The following is a 17078-nucleotide window of genomic DNA, read 5'->3' as shown; positions in this document are numbered from 1 at the left end:
GCGAGGCGTCACATCGCCTTCCGCCGAGCACGGCCCCTTGCCATCATCCGTCCATGGCCGATCACACCCCGCACACGCACGCGCCCACGTACGAGGCACGCTACGGCTGGAACCGCAGGACCATCGCACTCGTGACCCTCGCAGTCCTGTTCTGCGCCGCCCTGTTCCTCCCGGGCATGTCGCTGTACCTGCGCGTTCTGGGCTGGCCGCTGTTCGGCGGGGCCGCGCTTCTCATGGCGTGGGGGGCGCTGAGCCGCGAGGTCGCGTTCCGGGTGGACGAGACGGGCGTGCTGCTCGGCGGGGCCGCCCTGAGACACCGGTCGGGCTCCGCCCACGTCCCCTGGTCCGACATCACGGGCATCGTTCTGTGGCGCCAGCACGTCGGGCCCGGCACCTCCATGCCCTACGTCGGGGTCGTCCGGCGCGAGGGCAGTCCGGCACTGCCGGGCGACGGCCCCAGGTCCCGTGCCCTCATGGCCCACCTGGCCCGAGCGCACATCGTCCCGGTCCCTGCCGATGTCGTCGTGTCCTCGCGGCCGGTCAGCGGCTGGCGCCTGGACCAGCGGCAACTGACCGCCACCCTCGCCCATTTCGCCCCCGGCCTCCCCATCTGGGATCAAAGATGACCGACTGAAACCCCGTACGTCCCCGGCCAGTAGCGGAACCGCCCCGGTCACTTTGCCGCACAACGGGGCCCGTCAGGCACCCCCTGTGGCACGATCTCCGGCCATGTCGCCGTCAACTTCTCTGCGCAGATTGCTCGTTGGTCTCGGCCTGGTCATCTCCGTCGCCGCGACCGGGACCAGCGGGGCCGGCGCGGAAACGGGCAGGAGTACGGGCACACGTACCGCCGCCACCCCCGACCGCCCCCGCTACGACGTCTCCCTGCGCTCCGACGCCACCGGCGACCGCTGGACGGGGCGCCAGCGCGTGTCGTTCCGGAACGCCTCATCGAAGCCCCTGCGCGAGGTCTACGTACGGCTGTGGGGCAACGGCCCCGACGGCTGCGCGGCCCCCGCCGTCAAGGTCACCAAGGTGCGGGGCGGTACCCCGGCCCCGCTCACCGTCGACTGCACCGCCCTGCGCGTCGAACTGCCCGCACCGCTCCAGCAGGGCCGACGCGCCACCGTCTCCTTCGACGTCACCCTCACCGTCCCCGACCGCACCGAGCGCTTCGGCCGCGAGGGTGCCTTCCGGTTCCTCGGCAACGCCCTCCCCGTCCTCGCCGTGCACGACGCGACGGGCTGGCACCTCGACCCGTACGCGAGCAGCCTGGAGAGCTTCTACACGCTGGCCGGCGACTTCCGGGTCACGCTCGACCACCCGACCGCCCTGAAGGTCCCCGCGACCGGCCGCACCACCACCCGCCCCGGCGCCCCCGGCCGCGCCCTCACCCGTAGCGTCGCGCGGAAGGTACGGGACTTCGCGTGGGCGGCCGGACCGTTCCGCACCGCGAACGAGACCACTCCGGGCGGGGTCCGCGTCCGGTCCTACTGGTCGCCGGACACCCCCGCCGAGGGCGTCCGCATCAACCGGCGCGACGGCGCCACCGCCGTCGACGCGCTCGGCGCCTCCCTCGGCCGCTACCCGTACGGCGAGCTCGACCTCGTCATGACGCCCGGGTTCCCCGGCGGCATGGAGTACCCGGGGCTCGTCCTGCTCGGCACCACCGAGGAGGGCGGCGCCGCCGTCCACGAGATCGCCCACCAGTGGTGGTACGGGATCGTCGGCAACGACGAGTACCGCTCGCCCTGGCTCGACGAGAGCTTCGCCCAGTACTCCAGCTTCCGCCTCGCCGGAATCCTCGAGGAACAGTGCTCGTACGGGACCACCTGGCCCGACGCCGAGGCCGCCCTCACCAACTCCATGGCCTACTTCTCGACCCACCCCGGTTCGTTCCGCGTCCTCTACACCCTCGGCCCCTGCGCCCTGTGGGACCTGGAGAAGACCATCGGCACCGCCACCATGGACGGCCTGCTGCGGAACTACGCCCGCGACCACTGGTACGGGGTCTCGACCACCGCCGACTTCAAGCGGGCCGCACAGGCCGTGACCAGCAAGGATCTCGGCCCCTTCTGGGAGGCCCACCGCATCAGGTGACCCCCGTACGCCGCTCCGATGTTCATTGCTCCAGGTAAAGCGGCGTGATACACAGAGTGACCATACGTTCCTGCGCGGTCCCGGAATCTCCGTCTCCATGGTTCCGGGACCGCGCGTGCGTAGGAACTCGGCCAAGGAATGGCGCCAAGTGTGCGGGCACCGGCTCCGTTCTGAGGAAGAATGGGCCTGACCTCTGCGCTGCGGCGGGGGCGACAGAACTACCCACTTGGGGCGGTGAGTTACACATGCTGCTGGCAGCCGAAAAAGGCGACATCACGACCATCATCGGCGGGATCGCCCCCGACTGGGGCCCGTTCGGGACCCTCGGCAACGAGGCGCGCGTGATGATCGAGGTCGTGATGGCCGTGGCCATCCTGCTGTGCCTCGGCATCGCGATCTGGGGCGCGGCCAAACAACGGATCGGGGCGACGGCCCTGCGCGACACCTTCAGCGCCGAGCAGGGCAAGGGGTTGATCATCGCGGGCCTCACCGGGGTCTTCATCATCGGGTCCCTCGGCACGCTCTTCACCATCGTGTACGGGATGGCCGTCTAGCGCGATGCGCTTAGCCCGGTTCACGCATCGTCAGTTTCGGCCCGGTTCCCGCCGGTTACTTCTCCTGTCCCCGTCCCCATCCGTCCTGTCGTACCCACCGGCTGAGGTTGCGTCCCCTGATGTCCAGTCACCACACCGCGCCCGCGCGCGAACCGGCACGGCTACCGTCGTATGCGTACGCGTATGCGGTCGCGTACGTGCGAGAGGGTGAGGGGGCGTGGGCCGAGTGAGTGCCGACGGACGGCGGGACGACGACGATCTGTACGGCGGGACGGGGCAGACCCGCACGCGGCTCCCCGAGGGTTCCGGGGACGTCTACGGCGGGGCGCGCAGACCGGGCCGCTCGTCGTCCCGTTCCCTCGTGACGGTGGTCGGGGTCGTGGTGCTGCTCATCGCGGCGATCGCGTTCGCCAACCGTGGGGACGGCGGGTCCTCGGACGAGGGTGACGGCTCGTCCGGGCCCCGCGCGGGTGCGGCCCCGACGGCCGCGAGCGGGACGAAGCCCGTGGATTCCGGGTTCGCGCACGACCGGCAGGGTGTTCAGTCGGCGGCTGCGAATTACGCGGTTCAGCTCGTTTCGGCGGACATCCTCAAGCCTGGTGAGCGTGGCGCCATCCTCGATCGGCTCTTCGTCGCCGACAAGGTCCCCGCGCTGCGGTCCCAGTTCGACAAGGCGTACTCGAAGGACTTCCTGCGCAACGTCGGCCTGGACGAGAACGGCAACCCGGCCCCCGGCCAGACGTACGTGTCCCGCACCGTCCCGGTCGGCACCAAGACCCCGTCCTACGCTGCCGACGCGGCCACCGTCGCGGTCTGGTGCACCGGCGCCTTCGGCACCGCTGGTGAGGGATCGAAGACGCCGGTGACGAACGACTGGTTCACCATGACCCTCAAGCTGCGCTGGGTGGGCGGCGACTGGAAGGTCGAGAGCTTCTCCCAGAAGGACGGCCCGTCCCCCGTGAACGGCGACAACAAGGTCTCGACGGCCGACGAGATCTCCAAGGCCGTCGAGGAGTACGGAGGCTTCACCTATGCCCGGTAGCCGCCTCGTTCTCAAGCTCGGCGGCGCCTTCGCCGCCGTACAGACCTCACTCGTCCTCCTGTCGTCGCGTGCCGTCGCCGCGCCCGAGGACAAGTGCGACCTCATCGTCGGCCCCGCCAAGAAGTACTGCGAACGGGACGACAAGGGCGGCGGCGGAGGCGGCGGCGGAGGAGCCATCACCCCCGACGTCACCAGCCCCCTCGACCCCCTCTCCAGCCTCGCCAAGGGCTGCGCCGACGCCGCCTCCTGGACCGTCGACAAGCTCAGCGAATCCGTGCAGAAGACCGCCGAGGTCGACTTCACGAACCAGGAGTTCCTGAAGCAGTACGCCGTGGTGTTCGCCGCGTCGACGGTGCTCACCCTCCTGCTCTGGCTGCTCGCCGTCGCCAAGCGGGCCGTCCGCGGCGTCCCCCTGAGCACCGCCCTGTCGGAAGCCATCGGCTTCCTGTGGCTGACGGTGCTCGCCTCGGCGTTCACCCCGCTGATCCTCTACACCGTCGTATCGGCGGCCGACGGGGTCACGGACGTGCTCGCGAAAGCGACGGGCAATCAGACGGACGCGTTCTTCGGGACCTTCTCCGAGGCCCTGAAGAAGGGTGACGACATCGGCGGCGGCCCGATCATGCTGATCGTCGTCTCGCTCGTGTCGATCCTCGCGGCCGGCGTGCTCTACCTGGAGCTCTATCTCCGCGCCGTGCTCCTCTACGTGGGCGCGCTGCTCGGCGTCGTCGTCTACTCGGGGCTCGTCGACAAGAACCTGTGGGGCCACGTCCGCCGCTGGGTCGGGATCATGGTCGCAATCATCCTGGTGAAGCCGGTCATCGTGATCGTGCTCGGCCTGGCCGGCGCGCTGTCGACCAGCAAGGACGGCCCCGACTCGCTCGCCGCCGTCGTCTCCGGACTGGCCATCGTGCTGCTCGCCATCTTCGCGAGCGGCATGATCTACCGCTTCGTCCCGGGCTTCGGCGACGAGATGGCGAACGTACGCAACAACCGCATCATGCGCGGCGCCGAGGGCAAGGCCGCCGCGGTCATGTCCTCGCCCGCCGCGCTCGTCTCGCAGGGCATCAAGACCCACAGCACCCGTCAGGACAGCGGCGGTTCCGGAGGCGGCGGCGCAGGCCAGGCCCGCCCCTCCAACCCCGTGTCCGGCGGGGTGGCCGCGCACAGCAGTCGCCCGGCCGCCGGGGGCGGCGGCGGAACTGTCCCCTCCGCCGCACCACCGCCCCGTACGAGCCCCACGAACACCCCGCACGCAGGCCGTAGCGGGACCGGCAACACCAGCAAACCCCGAGGAGGTGCAGGGCGTTGACGACCCAGTCCCATGTGTCCCCTCCGGTCACGCCCCGCCGTACGTATCTGATCGGGCGCGCCCGCCCCAACGCGATCGTCGGGCGCAACCGCGAGTCCGGCGAGCTCTTCCTGATCATCGCCGGGGCGTTCCTCGGCATGATGTGCGGCCTGCTCGTCCCCGTCCTGTCGCTGCGCATCGTGCTCCTCATGGGGTTCCCGCTGCTGGCGCTGGCCGCCGTGTACGTCCCGTACAAGGGCCGCACGTTCTACAAGTGGTTCGAGATCAACCGCAGCTACAAGCGGCACCTCAAGCGCGGCACCGCCTACCGCTCGCGCACCATGGAGGCCGGAACCCGGCTCGACGGGCGTGAGGTCGAGATCGGGCCGCCGCCCGGCATCGGCCGGCTGACCTGGCTCGCCGCGCCGTTCGGGCCGGACGAGATCGCGGTGCTGCTGCACGCCGACCGGCGCACGGTGACCGCCGCGATCGAGATCGAGGGCCCCGGCGTCGGCCTGCGCGACTCCGAGGACCAGGAGGCGCTCGTCGACCGGTTCGGCACCCTGCTCAAGCACGTGGCGAACGGCGACGGCTTCGTGACCCGCCTCCAGATGCTGGCCCGTACGCTCCCCGCCGACCCGGACGCGCACGCCAAGGACGTCGTCCTGCGCGGCGACACCGGCGCCCCCGGCTGGCTGCAGGGCTCGTACGACCAGCTCCAGTCCATGGTGTCGACGAGCAGCGAGCAGCACCGCGCCTACCTCGTCGCCTGCATGCACTACACCCGCGACCTGGCCGCGGAGGCCAACGCGATGGCGCGGGCGACCCGTCCCCACGGCGGCAGGAAGATCGACCGGGACGCGGGCCTCGCCGTCGTCATGGCGCGCGAGCTGACCGACATCTGCTCGCGCCTCCAGGAGGCCGACATCCGGGTCCGCCAGCCGCTCGGCCAGAGCCGGCTGTCCTCCCTCATCCACTCGATGTACGACCCGGACCACCCCATCGACCACATCCAGGCGATGACGAAGCGGAACGCCTGGCCGGCCGAGCTCGACGCCATGGAGCCGACGTACCTCCAGGCCAAGACCCGCGAGTCGTCGACCCGCGCCCCCTGGTGCCACGCCACGGCCTGGGTCAAGGAGTGGCCGATGACGCCGGTGGGCGTCAACTTCCTGGCGCCGCTGCTCGTGCACACCCCGGACGTCATCCGGACCGTGGCCGTGACCATGGATCTGGAGCCCACCGAGATCGCCATCGAGCGGATGCTCACCGAGAAGACGAACGACGAGGCGGAGGCGTCCCGCGCCGCCAAGATGAACCGCACGGTCGACCCGCGCGACATCGCCGCGCACGGCCGCCTCGACCAGCGCGGCGAGGACCTGGCCAGCGGCGCCGCCGGCGTGAACCTGGTCGGCTACATCACCGTCTCCTCCCGCAACCCGGACGCGCTGGCCCGCGACAAGCGGACCATCCGGGCCTCGGCCGGCAAGTCCTATCTGAAGCTGGAGTGGTGCGACCGTGAGCACCACCGGGCGTTCGTGAACACATTGCCCTTCGCGACCGGCATCCGAAGGTAGGTCACACGTCACCCATGGAGGCTCCCGATGCGTGACCCCCTGTCCCTCCTCACGGACGCGTTCACCTCGTTCCTCTTCGGAAAGGTGGAGACGACCCGGGCGCCCGTGCGCACCTCCACGGGCCAGGCCCAGGCCGTCTACCTGCCGACCGCCGCGCCCGGCCTCGGCGACTCCGGCGTGATCATCGGGCGCGAGGTGTACTCCGGCAAGGGGTACATCTACGACCCGTTCCAGCTGTACGGGCAGCAGCTCCCGGCGCCGCACTGGCTGGTCCTCGGCGAGTCCGGCAACGGCAAGTCGGCGCTGGAGAAGACGTACGTCCTGCGTCAGCTCCGCTTCAAGGACCGGCAGGTCGTCGTGCTCGACGCGCAGGGCGAGGACGGTGTCGGCGAGTGGAACCTCATCGCCCAGGAGCTGGGCATGACTCCCATCCGGCTCGACCCGACGGCCGCCCTCGACATGGGCATCCGGCTCAACCCGCTCGACCCCGCGATCACGACGACGGGCCAGCTCGCGCTGCTCCGCACGATCATCGAGGTCGCGATGGGCCACGGCCTCGACGAGCGCTCCGGCTTCGCGCTCAAGGTCGCGCACGCCTACGTCACCGACCACATCACCGACCGGCAGCCGATCCTCACGGACATCGTCGAGCAGCTCCGCCACCCCGAGCCGGAGTCGGCCGAGGCGATGAACGTGGCCATAGACGACGTACGGGCCTGGGGTCTGGACGTCGCCCTGGTTCTGGACCGGCTCGTCGACGGTGACCTGCGCGGCATGTTCGACGGCCCGACGACGGTCGGCATCGACCTCGACGCGCCGCTGATCGTCTTCGACCTGTCCCACATCGACCGCAACTCCATCGCCATGCCGATCCTGATGGCGATCGTCGGCGTGTGGCTGGAGCACACCTGGATCCGCCCGGACCGCAAGAAGCGCATCTTCCTCGTCGAAGAGGCGTGGCACATCATCAACAGCCCGTTCGTGGCCCAGCTGTTCCAGCGCCTGCTGAAGTTCGGCCGCCGTCTCGGCCTGTCCTTCGTCGCGGTCGTCCACCACCTGTCCGACGTCGTCGACGGCGCCGCCGCGAAGGAGGCCGCCGCGATCCTCAAGATGGCCTCGACACGCACGATCTACGCCCAGAAGGCCGACGAGGCCCGCGCCACCGGCCGGGTCCTCGGCCTGCCCCGCTGGGCCGTCGAGATCATCCCGACGCTCACGCCCGGCATCGCCGTGTGGGACGTCAACGGCAACGTGCAGGTGGTCAAACACCTCGTCACCGAGACGGAACGCCCCCTCGTCTTCACCGACCGCGCCATGACCGAGTCGTCGAACGAACTCCTCGGCGACGATGCGATGCGCGCGGCGGAACTGGAGGCGGAGGAGCGGGCCGCGGCCTTCGTCGAGCAGCGCCTCGGCGACGCGTCCGAGTCCACGGTGGCGTGACGATGCGGGAGAGCTACGAGCGCCGCGAGGAGCAGCGGCGCGGGGGCGGCGTCCCGGACGGCCTCCTGATCGGTGTCCTGGCGTTCGTGCTCGGCATGACCGTCCTGGTGTGGTCGGCGACGGGGCTCGCGGGCCTGTTGGCGAAGGGCGCCTGGCCGGACGGGGTGACCTTCGGCCACACCCCGCCGGCCCTCCGCGCCCTGATCACGGCCCCCCACGACATCCCCGCGGCCTGGCCGTCCACCCCGAAGTCCCAGCTCTCCGGCTACGGCCTCGTCTGGGGCCTCCTCATCAGCCAGGTCCTGATCCTGGTGGTCCTGACCATCTTCGTAGCGGGCACGTTCACGAGGTGGCGGGCAGTACGAAAGAGCCGCCGAGCAGAGGCGCCCCGTAAGGGGCGCGGGGCTGTTCCGATCAGCGACTCCGTCGCGGGGCGCGATGAGAAGCCCCGTAAGGGGCGCGGGGAACTGCGCGATCAACCCCCACCGGCGGTGGACGAAGACGAAACCGCGACATGGCAGACGCTGAAGGGGCGCGGGGCTGTTCCGATCAGCGACTCCGTCGCGGGGCGCGACCAGCCCCCACCGGCCGAACCGGTGAACGAGACCCCCACCGAGCACACGCCACCCTCGACCACAGTCCCACCCCCCAGAACAACCGGCCCCCTCCTGCTGGGCCCGGCAACAACCCGCCGCACCGAAGCGGTTCAGGCCATCCAAGACGCACCCGGCGCAGCCCTCATCGTCACCTCGTCCCCCGAAATCTGGCAGGAGACCAAGGACGCCCGAGCCAAACTCGGCCCCGTCCTCGTCTACGACCCCTCCCACCTGTGCGACACCCCGGCCCGCCTCCACTGGAACCCGGCATCCCGCTGCGAGGACAAGGACACGGCGGCGGCCCGCGCGGCAGCGCTCCTCGCCCCCGTCCGGCCCACCGCGAAGCTCGACTCCACGCTGGCGGAAACCGCCGAGACCCTGCTGCGCAGCTACCTCCACGCGGCCGCCGCCGAAGGCAAACCGTTCCGCCATGTGCACCGCTGGGCCCAGGGCACCCAGGTCCAGGACGCGGTCCGCATCCTGCGGACGAACCCGAAGGCGGCCTCGGGCGCGGCCGGCGAGCTGGAGGCCGCGCTCACCTCGCACCCCGAACGCCGCGACATGGCACAGGAACTGACGGCCCGCGCCCTGTCCGCCCTGTTCTCCGTGCATGTCCGCGAGGCCTGCACGCCGAACCGGGCCGACTCCCTCGTCCTGGATTCCTTCGTGGACGAAGGGGGCACGCTCTATGTGGTGGGTGAACCCATCGAGAACCCCAGGCAACACCCCGGTGCGATGCCGCTCCTGACGGCACTCGCCTCCAGCGTGGTCGAGCACGGCCGCCGCATGGCCGCAAGGTCACCCGCCGGCCGGCTCGACCCACCAATGACCCTCGTCCTGGACGACGTCGCCGCGGTCGCCCCGCTTCCGCAGCTCCCCGAGCTGCTGTCCTCGGGCACGGACCGGGGCCTGGTCACCCTGGCGCTGCTGCGCTCGCGCGAGCAGGCCCGCACCCGCTGGCCGGACGCCGAACTGCCGGTCGGCTGAAGGCGTTCGCAGGGGACCGGAGGGGGCCGGAAGGGGAGCCGGAGTCCTCAGACCCCGTAGAGCTTCAGGAAGGTGCGGACAGCGCTGGCCACGCGGGCGTCCAGCTCCTCGGCGGACATCGGGACGACGCCGAAGAACGTGTCCGTGGTGACGCCGCCGACGACGAGCAGCATCAAGTGGCGGGCGGCCTCCGTCGATTCGCCGGGGGCGATGCGCAGCAGGCCCTGCGCGCCGAGTGCCGCAAGTCGCTCGCGCACGGCCTCCGTGACGGCGCGCGGGCCGATGCGCTGCCACTCCTCGATGACATCGGCGGGCAGCCGGTTGCCCTCCGCGATGATCTGGCGGACCAGGCGCATGTGCGCGTCGTGGTCGGTACGGCGGCCCATCCACTCGCGGGCGAACGCGAGGAGGTCCTCCTCGACGTCGGTCACCTTGGTCAAGTGCCGTTCGATCACCGCGACATGGGCGGCCGTGACGGCGGCGGCGCTGTCGAGGAGCGCCTCGCGGAACAGGTTCGCCTTGCCGCCGAAGTGGTTGTAGAGGGTGCGGGTGGAGACGCCGGCCTCGGCGGCGATCTCGTCGATGCCGGCCCGCGTGTATCCCTCGCGCCCGAAGACCGTGCGCGCGCCGCGCAGCAGCGCCTGCCGCTTCTCCAGCGTGCCGCCGCCGCCCTTGTGCCGTACCTGTTCCGTCATGCCCGGCCTCCGTTCCCGTACAGCCTAGGCCCGCCGACCTAGGTACAACGATGGTTGCACTTCTTACAACCACGGTTGTACTTTACCGGCATGGCAACCGAACCCCAGGCTTCGGCGGCCCGCGAAGTCGGCGGCAACCGCCCCACGTTCACCCTGATCGTCGTGCTCCTCGGCATGCTCACCCTGCCGATGGCCATGTCCGGCACCACCGTGGCCCTGCCCCGCATCGGCGCCGACCTCGACGCCTCCGGCACCGCCCTGCAATGGGTCGTCGTCGGCTACTTCCTCGCCGCCTCCTCCTGCATGCTGGTCGCCGGTTCGCTCGGCGACCTCCACGGCCGCCGCCGCGTCCTCACCCTCGGCGCCGCCGTCTACACGGCCGGCACCCTCGCCTCCGCGCTCGCCCCGCACGTCCTCCTCCTCGACGCGGCCCGCATCGTGTCCGGCATCGGCGCCGCCGGCGTCATGGCCTCCGGCGGCTCCCTGCTCGCCGCCACCTTCACCGGCCCCGCCCGCACCCGAGTCTTCGCCTCCCTCGGCACCACCGCCGGCCTCGGCCTCGCCTTCGGCCCCACCTTCTCCGGCTGGCTCGTCGACGCCGTCGGCTGGCGCGCCGGCTTCCTGTCCTACGCCGCCGTGGGCGCCGTCATCCTCATCGGCACCCGCCTGATGAGCGAGTCCCGGGCCGACGTCCGCCCCCGGGTCGACAAGGCGGGCGCCGCCACCTTCATCGCCGGACTCGCCCTCGCCCTCTTCGCCGTCACCCAGGGCTCCAAGTCCGGCTGGACCTCCCCGCAGGCCCTGCTCCCCGGCGCCCTCGCGCTCGCCCTGCTCCTCGCCTTCGTCCGCACCGAGCGGCACGTCCTCGGCTCCGGCCGCCGCCCGATCCTCGACATCCGGCTCGCCCACAACCCCGCCTTCGCCGGCTGGGCCGTCGGCGCCTTCGGACTCGGCGCGGGCACCACCGGCGCCCTCACCTTCCTGCCGACCTACCTCCAGGGCGCGAGCGGAGCATCGGCCCGCGCCGCCGGACTGACCCTGCTCCTGATGACCGTCCCGGTCCTCGCCCTGCCCCCGCTCGGCGCCCGCCTCGTCAACCGCGGCGTCCCCGCCCGGCACCTGCTGGTCCTGTCCCTGCTGCTCATCGCCGCGGGCAACGCCTGGCTCACCACGCTCCACCCGGGCATCTCCGTCGCCGGGCTCGCCGGCCCTCTGCTCACCATCGGCGCGGGCCAGGGCCTGTCCATCGGCATCGTCGACGCCCAGGCCTTGTCCATGGTCCCCGCGTCCGAGGTCGGCATGGCCTCCGGCTTCCTCAACACCGTCCGCGGCGGCACCGGCGCCGTCATGCTCACCGTCTTCGGCGCCCTGCTCCTGTCCGCCCTGGAATCCCGCATCGGCTCACCCGACACGGCGGCCCGCGTCACGGCGGGAGCGGGCGGCCACGCCCTCGCCTTCACAGCGGCCTGGCACGTGGCCCTGTGGACGATCACAGCCCTGATGACAGCGCTGGCCGCCCTGACCTCCGTACTTCTGTCCCGTTCCCCGGCTGCGGGCAGGCCTTCCGCACAGCGGTGGGCCCAGCCCTCAGCACCGCGCACCGATCAAGCGCCCTCCACGACAACCCCGTAACCGACCACCCGCAAGAAGGAGCCCGCACCATGAACACGACCCCGAACACCACCCCCCTGCGCACCGCCGTCATCATCGGCTCCACCCGAGACGGCCGCCTGAGCCCCACCGTCGCCGACTGGTTCATCACCCAGGCCCGCACCCATGCCCCCGACACCCACTTCGACGTCATCGACGTGGCCGACCTCGACCTCCCCGACCACCACCCGAGCTGGGGCCACCAGCGCACCCCGGACCAGGCCGACCTGGCCGGCCGCATCGCCGACGCGGACGCCTACGTCGTCATCACCCCCGAGTACAACCACAGCTTCCCCGCCCACCTGAAGCACTTCATCGACCTGCACCACACCGAATGGCAGGCCAAGCCCGTCGGCTTCGTCTCCTACGGCGGCGTCGCCGGCGGCCTGCGCGCGGTCGAGCAACTCCGCCTGGTCTTCGCCGAACTGCACTGCACCACCGTCCGCGACGGCGTCAGCTTCCACCGCGCGACCGCCGACCACTTCACCCCCGGCGGCCCCGCCGACGACCCGCAGGGCGCCGCCGGAGCCGCCAAGGCCCTGCTCGGCCAGCTCGACTGGTGGGCCCACGCCCTGCGCACCGCCCGCGCCGAACGCCCCTACGGCTGAGGCCCGCTACGCCCCCGGCTCCCCGAGCACCATCTCGAAGTCCGACTTGGAGGGATCCCCCGTGTTCGGGACGGCCCCTCCGGTCGGCACGAAACCGAACTTCCGGTAGAAGCCTGCGGCCCGCGGATTGTCCTCGTGGACGTGCAACCGCACCCGCTCCAGCCCCTCAAGCCCCCGCGACCACGCCACGGCCGCCTCGAACAGCGCCTCCGTCACCCCGATCCCCCGCGCCTCCGGCCGCACGTACACCCCGACGAGCTGCACCTGACGCTGCGCCACCGGCCGCCCGAAGAAGTCGTCGACACCCGCCTCCTCGACCAGCGCCACCACCGTGCCCACCCACCGGCCGTCCGGCCCGACCGCCACGAACTGCCGCGCCCCCTCGCCCTGCGAAGCGTTCCGCGCCCGGTCCTGCCAGTACCCGTCCGGCCGCTCCACCGCCTGCTCGTACGTCTCCAGGAACGCCACCGGCGCCATCTCGTCCCGCAGCGCCGCCAGCCGCAACTCACGCACCGCCGGCCACTCGTCGTCCCGCACAGCCCTGATCTCATAGTCCATGGGACGGCACCCTACGGGCCCGTAGTACCCCGGTACTACGGCATTTCCGCAGCTCCGTGCCCCGGTCCGACGCGCCGCCCGCACCCCGCACGGCACCGTGGGGGCCATGACGATCCGAGCGCACGGCCTCACCAAACGCTACGGCGACAAGACCGTCGTCGACGACCTGTCCTTCACCGTCGAACCCGGCACCATCACCGGCTTCCTCGGCCCCAACGGCGCCGGCAAGTCCACGACGATGCGCATGCTCCTCGGCCTCGACACCCCGACCGCCGGCCGCGCCACCATCGGCGGTCGCGCCTACGTCACCCACCCCGCCCCGCTCACCGAGGCCGGCGCGCTCCTGGAGGCCAAGGCCGTCCACCCCGGACGCACCGCCTTCCACCACCTCATGGCCCTCGCCCACACCCACGGCATCCCGCGCTCCCGCGTCGAGCACGTCCTCGACCTCACCGGCCTCACCGACGTCGCCCGCAAGCGCGTCAAGGGCTTCTCCCTCGGCATGGGCCAGCGCCTCGGCATCGCCGCCGCCCTGATCGGCGACCCCGCCACCGTCATCCTCGACGAACCCGTCAACGGCCTCGACCCCGAGGGCGTCCTGTGGATCCGCACCCTCCTCAAGTCCCTCGCCGCACAGGGCCGCACCGTCCTCGTCTCCTCCCACCTCATGTCCGAGACCGCCCAGACCGCCGACCGCCTCGTCGTCATCGGCCGCGGCCGCCTCCTCGCCGACACCACCGTCGCCGGCCTCGTCCGCACCTCCGGCGCCGCCTACGTCCACGTCGTCACCCCCGACGCCGACCGGCTCCGCGGCCTGCTGCCCGGCGCCGACGACATCACCACCGAGGCCCCCGACACCCTCCACGTACGCGGCCTCACCGCCCGGGACATCGGCCACGTCGCCGCCGCCCACGCCGTCCCGCTCCACGAACTCACCCCGCGCACCGCGTCCCTGGAACAGGCCTTCATGGACCTCACCCACGACACCGTCGAGTACCAGGCCACCACCCCCACCGCCCTCACCGGTGCCGCCGCATGAGCGCCACGCCCTACACCGTCACCCCGCGCCGCGTCCTCACCTCCGAGTGGCACAAGCTGCGCACCCTGCGCTCCACCTGGCTCACCCTCACCCTCGCCGCCACCGTCGTCCTCACCGTCGGCATCGTCATGGGCTCCACCTACGACGGCGACGACGCGAACATCGACACCATCGTCTTCACCCTCTTCGGCACCCAGCTCTCCCAGCTCTGCCTCGTCGTCCTCGGCATCCTCGTCACCGCGGGCGAGTACGCGACCGGCCTGGTCCGCGCCACCATGACCGCCGTCCCCCGACGCCTGCCCGTCCTGTGGGCGAAGGCCGCCGTCTTCGGCGCCACCGCGTTCGCCGTCTCCCTCACCGTCAACACCGTCACGTTCCTCGTCGCCCAGATCTGGCTCGGCGACACCGACAAGGCCCTCTCCCTCACCGACCCCGGCGTCCTCGGCGCCCTCGCGGGCAACGCCGCCGGCATCACCCTGCTCAGCGTCATCGCCCTCGCCCTCGGCGCCCTGTGCCGCTCGATCCCGGCCGCGATCGGCGCCTTCTTCGGCCTCGTCGTGATCCTCCCCGAGGTCCTCGGCACGATCGGCAACGACGTGGTGGACAGCGCCGTACGGTACTTCCCCGCCAAGTCCGCCGAAGCGCTCGGCTCCATCGACACCCTGGCCGCCCACAACACCCCGCTCACCGCCCTGCTCACGCTCACCCTGTGGGCCGCCACCGCGCTCACCGGGGCCGCGCTCCTTCTCAAGCGCCGCGACGTGTGACCAGACTGGGCCGCCGCACCCAGCCGACCAGGCCGACCAGGAAGTAGCCGTGACGACGCCCCAGCCCCGCACCTCCCGCTTCCTGCACCGCACCGCCCAGCGGGTGCGCGCCCACGACCGGCGCCACCCTCTGGTGTGGGACCTGCTCCTGACCGGCTTCTTCGTCGCCGCCGCCCTCATCGACTACGCGGGCGACGGCTGGAAGAACATCGCCCACAACACCGACGTGCCGGGCCCGCTCGTCCTCTTCCTCAGCCTCGCCCTGTCCGTCCCGCTCCTGTGGCGCCGCACCCACCCGATGACCGCCCTGGCCGTCATGGTCGCGGCCGGCGTCGTCAACAGCGCCACCGGCGCCGTCCTCCAGGCCGCCCTGCTCCAGCTCTTCGTAGTCTTCAACCTCGCCCTGCGCGCCCGCGCCCGCACCCTGCTCCTCGGCTGCGCCCTCACGATGATCCCGGTCGTGGTCGGCGTCCTCCGCTTCCCCAAGGGCAGTTGGGACATGCAGGTCGTCCCGCAGCTGTGGTCGCTCGCCCTCGTCGCCGCCCTCGGCATCGCCGTCCGCAGCCGCCAGGACTACACGGCGTCCCTCGTCGAACGCGCCCGCCAACTGGAGACCGAACGGGACCAGCAGGCCCGCCTGGCCGCCGCCACCGAACGCGCCCGCATCGCCCGCGAGATGCACGACATCATCGGCCACAACCTGTCCGTCATCACCGGCCTCGCCGACGGCGGCTCCTACGCCGCCGCCCGCCACCCGGAACGCGCGGGCCAGGCCCTCACCGCCATCGCCACCACCAGCCGCCAGGCACTCACCGACCTGCGCCGCCTCCTCGACATACTGAACACGGACGACGAACTCCCGCCTGCCGCACCCGAACTAACCCCGCAACCGACCCTCGCGGACCTGGACGAGCTCGTCACCGGCGTCCGCACCGCAGGCCTCCCCGTCGACCTCACCCAAGAAGGCACCCCGGCCGTCCCCCTCACCACGGCCGCCGAACTCGCCCTCTACCGCATCGCCCAGGAAGCCCTCACCAACACCCTCAAGCACGGCGGCCCCCACGCCACCGCCACCGTCACCCTCACGCACACCCCCTCCGGCACGACCCTCACCGTCACCGACACCGGCAAGGGCGGGCCCCTCTCCCCCGGACACAGTGGACGCGGCCTCACCGGAATGCGCGAGCGAACCGCCTTGTACGCAGGCACACTTGACGCGGGCCCGCTGCCCGAAGGCGGCTGGCGGGTCCAGGCCCGGCTCCCCGTCCCGCCCGCCCCGAAGGAACCCGCCACGTGACCTCGGTCCTCATCGTCGACGACCAGCCCATGCAGCGCTTCGGCTTCCGCATGCTCCTGGAGAGCCAGGACGACCTGCGCATCGCGGGCGAGGCCGGAAACGGCACCGAAGCCGTCCGGCACACGGCCGAACTCCGCCCCGACGTCGTCCTCATGGACATCCGCATGCCCGGCATGGACGGCATCGAGGCGACCCGCCGCATCATCGCCGAGCACCGGACCACCGAGCACCCCGGCCCGCGCGTCCTCATCCTCACGACGTTCGACCTGGACGAGTACGCCTACGCGGGCCTCCGCGCCGGCGCCTCCGGCTTCCTGGTGAAGGACGCCCTCCCCGAGGAGCTCCTCGCCGGCATCCGCGCGGTGGCCGCGGGCGACGCGATCGTCGCCCCGAGCCTGACCCGCCGCCTCCTCGACGCCTACGTCCAGCATCTCCCCGCGTCCCCCGGCACCTCGCCCGCCGAGGACCCGCGCATCGCCGGCCTCACGGACCGCGAACGCGAGATCCTCACGGTCATCGCCCAGGGCTGGACCAACACGGAGATCGCACAGCGCCTGCACCTCGCCGAGTCCACGGTGAAGACCCACGTCTCCCGCATCCTCGCGAAAACGGGCGCGAGGGACCGCGTACAGGCGGTGATCGTGGCCTACGAGACGGAACTGGTGAAGCCGTAGAAGAAGCCGCAAAAGAAGCCGGGAAGAGGCCGCCGAAAAACCCCTGTAAACGCAGAAAACCCCGGACCGTATCCCGGTCCGGGGTTTCCCTTTTATCCAAAATTTGTTCGGCGGCGTCCTACTCTCCCACAGGGTCCCCCCTGCAGTACCATCGGCGCTGTGAGGCTTAGCTTCCGGGTTCGGAATGTAACCGGGCGTTT

Annotated in this window: 16 protein-coding genes and 1 rRNA gene; 14 read left to right on the top strand and 3 right to left on the bottom strand. The window is 71.6% G+C overall.

Annotation, left to right across the window (positions count from 1 at the left end; genetic code table 11):
- The first annotated feature begins 53 nt into the window (after positions 1-53).
- The 8 genes from ACZ4E1_RS15465 to ACZ4E1_RS15430 all read left to right on the top strand — a co-directional run bounded on the left by ACZ4E1_RS15465 (position 54) and on the right by ACZ4E1_RS15430 (position 9590).
- Positions 54-626, top strand: coding sequence for a hypothetical protein (locus tag ACZ4E1_RS15465; RefSeq protein WP_467539619.1), 573 nt, complete (start codon positions 54-56; stop codon positions 624-626).
- 103 nt (positions 627-729) lie between these two features.
- Positions 730-2100 (top strand): M1 family metallopeptidase, encoded by a 1371-nt coding sequence (locus ACZ4E1_RS15460; RefSeq protein WP_467539618.1) that lies wholly within the window; start codon positions 730-732, stop codon positions 2098-2100.
- Positions 2101-2345: 245 nt separating this feature from the next.
- The gene (locus ACZ4E1_RS15455) at positions 2346-2654 is read left to right on the top strand and encodes a hypothetical protein (RefSeq protein ID WP_188337772.1); all 309 of its coding nucleotides are present in this window, start codon (positions 2346-2348) and stop codon (positions 2652-2654) included.
- A gap of 226 nt (positions 2655-2880) precedes the next feature.
- Complete coding sequence (locus tag ACZ4E1_RS15450) at positions 2881-3696, top strand: DUF8175 domain-containg protein (protein ID WP_467539957.1); 816 nt, start codon at positions 2881-2883, stop codon at positions 3694-3696.
- Positions 3686-5008: an energy-coupling factor transporter transmembrane component T family protein gene (locus tag ACZ4E1_RS15445; protein WP_467539617.1), complete on the top strand. Its 1323-nt coding sequence runs from the start codon at positions 3686-3688 to the stop codon at positions 5006-5008. Before ACZ4E1_RS15450 ends, ACZ4E1_RS15445 begins: the two co-directional genes overlap by 11 nt.
- The gene (locus ACZ4E1_RS15440; RefSeq protein ID WP_467539616.1) at positions 5005-6564 is read left to right on the top strand and encodes an SCO6880 family protein; all 1560 of its coding nucleotides are present in this window, start codon (positions 5005-5007) and stop codon (positions 6562-6564) included. Before ACZ4E1_RS15445 ends, ACZ4E1_RS15440 begins: the two co-directional genes overlap by 4 nt.
- 27 nt (positions 6565-6591) lie before the next feature.
- Positions 6592-8007, top strand: a complete 1416-nt coding sequence (locus ACZ4E1_RS15435) for an ATP-binding protein (protein WP_467539615.1) — start codon at positions 6592-6594, stop codon at positions 8005-8007.
- Between the two features lie 2 nt (positions 8008-8009).
- The gene (locus ACZ4E1_RS15430) at positions 8010-9590 is read left to right on the top strand and encodes a type IV secretory system conjugative DNA transfer family protein (protein ID WP_467539614.1); all 1581 of its coding nucleotides are present in this window, start codon (positions 8010-8012) and stop codon (positions 9588-9590) included.
- 47 nt (positions 9591-9637) lie between these two features.
- Here the strand turns inward: ACZ4E1_RS15430 and ACZ4E1_RS15425 are convergent, their stop codons facing one another.
- Positions 9638-10285 (bottom strand): TetR/AcrR family transcriptional regulator, encoded by a 648-nt coding sequence (locus ACZ4E1_RS15425; protein ID WP_467539613.1) that lies wholly within the window; start codon positions 10283-10285, stop codon positions 9638-9640.
- Positions 10286-10375: 90 nt separating this feature from the next.
- On the opposite strand from ACZ4E1_RS15425, the gene ACZ4E1_RS15420 reads away from it, so the two are divergent.
- The gene (locus ACZ4E1_RS15420; RefSeq protein WP_467539612.1) at positions 10376-11917 is read left to right on the top strand and encodes an MFS transporter; all 1542 of its coding nucleotides are present in this window, start codon (positions 10376-10378) and stop codon (positions 11915-11917) included.
- Between the two features lie 29 nt (positions 11918-11946).
- Positions 11947-12543: an NADPH-dependent FMN reductase gene (locus tag ACZ4E1_RS15415; protein ID WP_467539611.1), complete on the top strand. Its 597-nt coding sequence runs from the start codon at positions 11947-11949 to the stop codon at positions 12541-12543.
- Positions 12544-12549: 6 nt separating this feature from the next.
- Here the strand turns inward: ACZ4E1_RS15415 and ACZ4E1_RS15410 are convergent, their stop codons facing one another.
- Complete coding sequence (locus ACZ4E1_RS15410) at positions 12550-13101, bottom strand: GNAT family N-acetyltransferase (RefSeq protein ID WP_467539610.1); 552 nt, start codon at positions 13099-13101, stop codon at positions 12550-12552.
- A 106-nt stretch (positions 13102-13207) separates the two neighbouring features.
- On the opposite strand from ACZ4E1_RS15410, the gene ACZ4E1_RS15405 reads away from it, so the two are divergent.
- From ACZ4E1_RS15405 to ACZ4E1_RS15390, 4 genes are read left to right on the top strand one after another with little or no spacing between them, the layout of a single operon-like run.
- Entirely contained in the window at positions 13208-14140 is a 933-nt protein-coding gene (locus ACZ4E1_RS15405) for an ABC transporter ATP-binding protein (protein ID WP_467539609.1), read from the top strand.
- Positions 14137-14907, top strand: coding sequence for an ABC transporter permease (locus ACZ4E1_RS15400; protein WP_467539608.1), 771 nt, complete (start codon positions 14137-14139; stop codon positions 14905-14907). Before ACZ4E1_RS15405 ends, ACZ4E1_RS15400 begins: the two co-directional genes overlap by 4 nt.
- A gap of 49 nt (positions 14908-14956) precedes the next feature.
- Complete coding sequence (locus ACZ4E1_RS15395) at positions 14957-16204, top strand: sensor histidine kinase (protein ID WP_467539607.1); 1248 nt, start codon at positions 14957-14959, stop codon at positions 16202-16204.
- On the top strand, positions 16201-16878 hold the full coding sequence (locus ACZ4E1_RS15390) for a response regulator (RefSeq protein WP_467539606.1): 678 nt from the start codon (positions 16201-16203) through the stop codon (positions 16876-16878). Before ACZ4E1_RS15395 ends, ACZ4E1_RS15390 begins: the two co-directional genes overlap by 4 nt.
- 105 nt (positions 16879-16983) lie before the next feature.
- On the opposite strand, the gene rrf is transcribed toward ACZ4E1_RS15390, so the two are convergent.
- Positions 16984-17078, bottom strand: a 5S ribosomal RNA gene (gene rrf / locus ACZ4E1_RS15385); the annotation flags it as partial.

The sequence above is a fragment of the Streptomyces sp. NPDC025806 genome, from assembly GCF_055558275.1.
This window is presented reverse-complemented; position numbering and strand designations above follow the sequence as displayed.

What these genes read in the sequence shown, in the direction of transcription:
- ACZ4E1_RS15410 (WP_467539610.1), bottom strand. Translation starts at nt 13,101, where the DNA reads ATGGACTATGAGATCAGGGCTGTGCGGGACGACGAGTGGCCGGCGGTG.
- ACZ4E1_RS15430 (WP_467539614.1), top strand. Translation starts at nt 8,010, where the DNA reads ATGCGGGAGAGCTACGAGCGCCGCGAGGAGCAGCGGCGCGGGGGCGGC.
- ACZ4E1_RS15425 (WP_467539613.1), bottom strand. Translation starts at nt 10,285, where the DNA reads ATGACGGAACAGGTACGGCACAAGGGCGGCGGCGGCACGCTGGAGAAG.
- ACZ4E1_RS15435 (WP_467539615.1), top strand. Translation starts at nt 6,592, where the DNA reads ATGCGTGACCCCCTGTCCCTCCTCACGGACGCGTTCACCTCGTTCCTC.
- ACZ4E1_RS15405 (WP_467539609.1), top strand. Translation starts at nt 13,208, where the DNA reads ATGACGATCCGAGCGCACGGCCTCACCAAACGCTACGGCGACAAGACC.
- ACZ4E1_RS15460 (WP_467539618.1), top strand. Translation starts at nt 730, where the DNA reads ATGTCGCCGTCAACTTCTCTGCGCAGATTGCTCGTTGGTCTCGGCCTG.
- ACZ4E1_RS15445 (WP_467539617.1), top strand. Translation starts at nt 3,686, where the DNA reads ATGCCCGGTAGCCGCCTCGTTCTCAAGCTCGGCGGCGCCTTCGCCGCC.
- ACZ4E1_RS15465 (WP_467539619.1), top strand. Translation starts at nt 54, where the DNA reads ATGGCCGATCACACCCCGCACACGCACGCGCCCACGTACGAGGCACGC.
- ACZ4E1_RS15415 (WP_467539611.1), top strand. Translation starts at nt 11,947, where the DNA reads ATGAACACGACCCCGAACACCACCCCCCTGCGCACCGCCGTCATCATC.
- ACZ4E1_RS15455 (WP_188337772.1), top strand. Translation starts at nt 2,346, where the DNA reads ATGCTGCTGGCAGCCGAAAAAGGCGACATCACGACCATCATCGGCGGG.
- ACZ4E1_RS15400 (WP_467539608.1), top strand. Translation starts at nt 14,137, where the DNA reads ATGAGCGCCACGCCCTACACCGTCACCCCGCGCCGCGTCCTCACCTCC.
- ACZ4E1_RS15420 (WP_467539612.1), top strand. Translation starts at nt 10,376, where the DNA reads ATGGCAACCGAACCCCAGGCTTCGGCGGCCCGCGAAGTCGGCGGCAAC.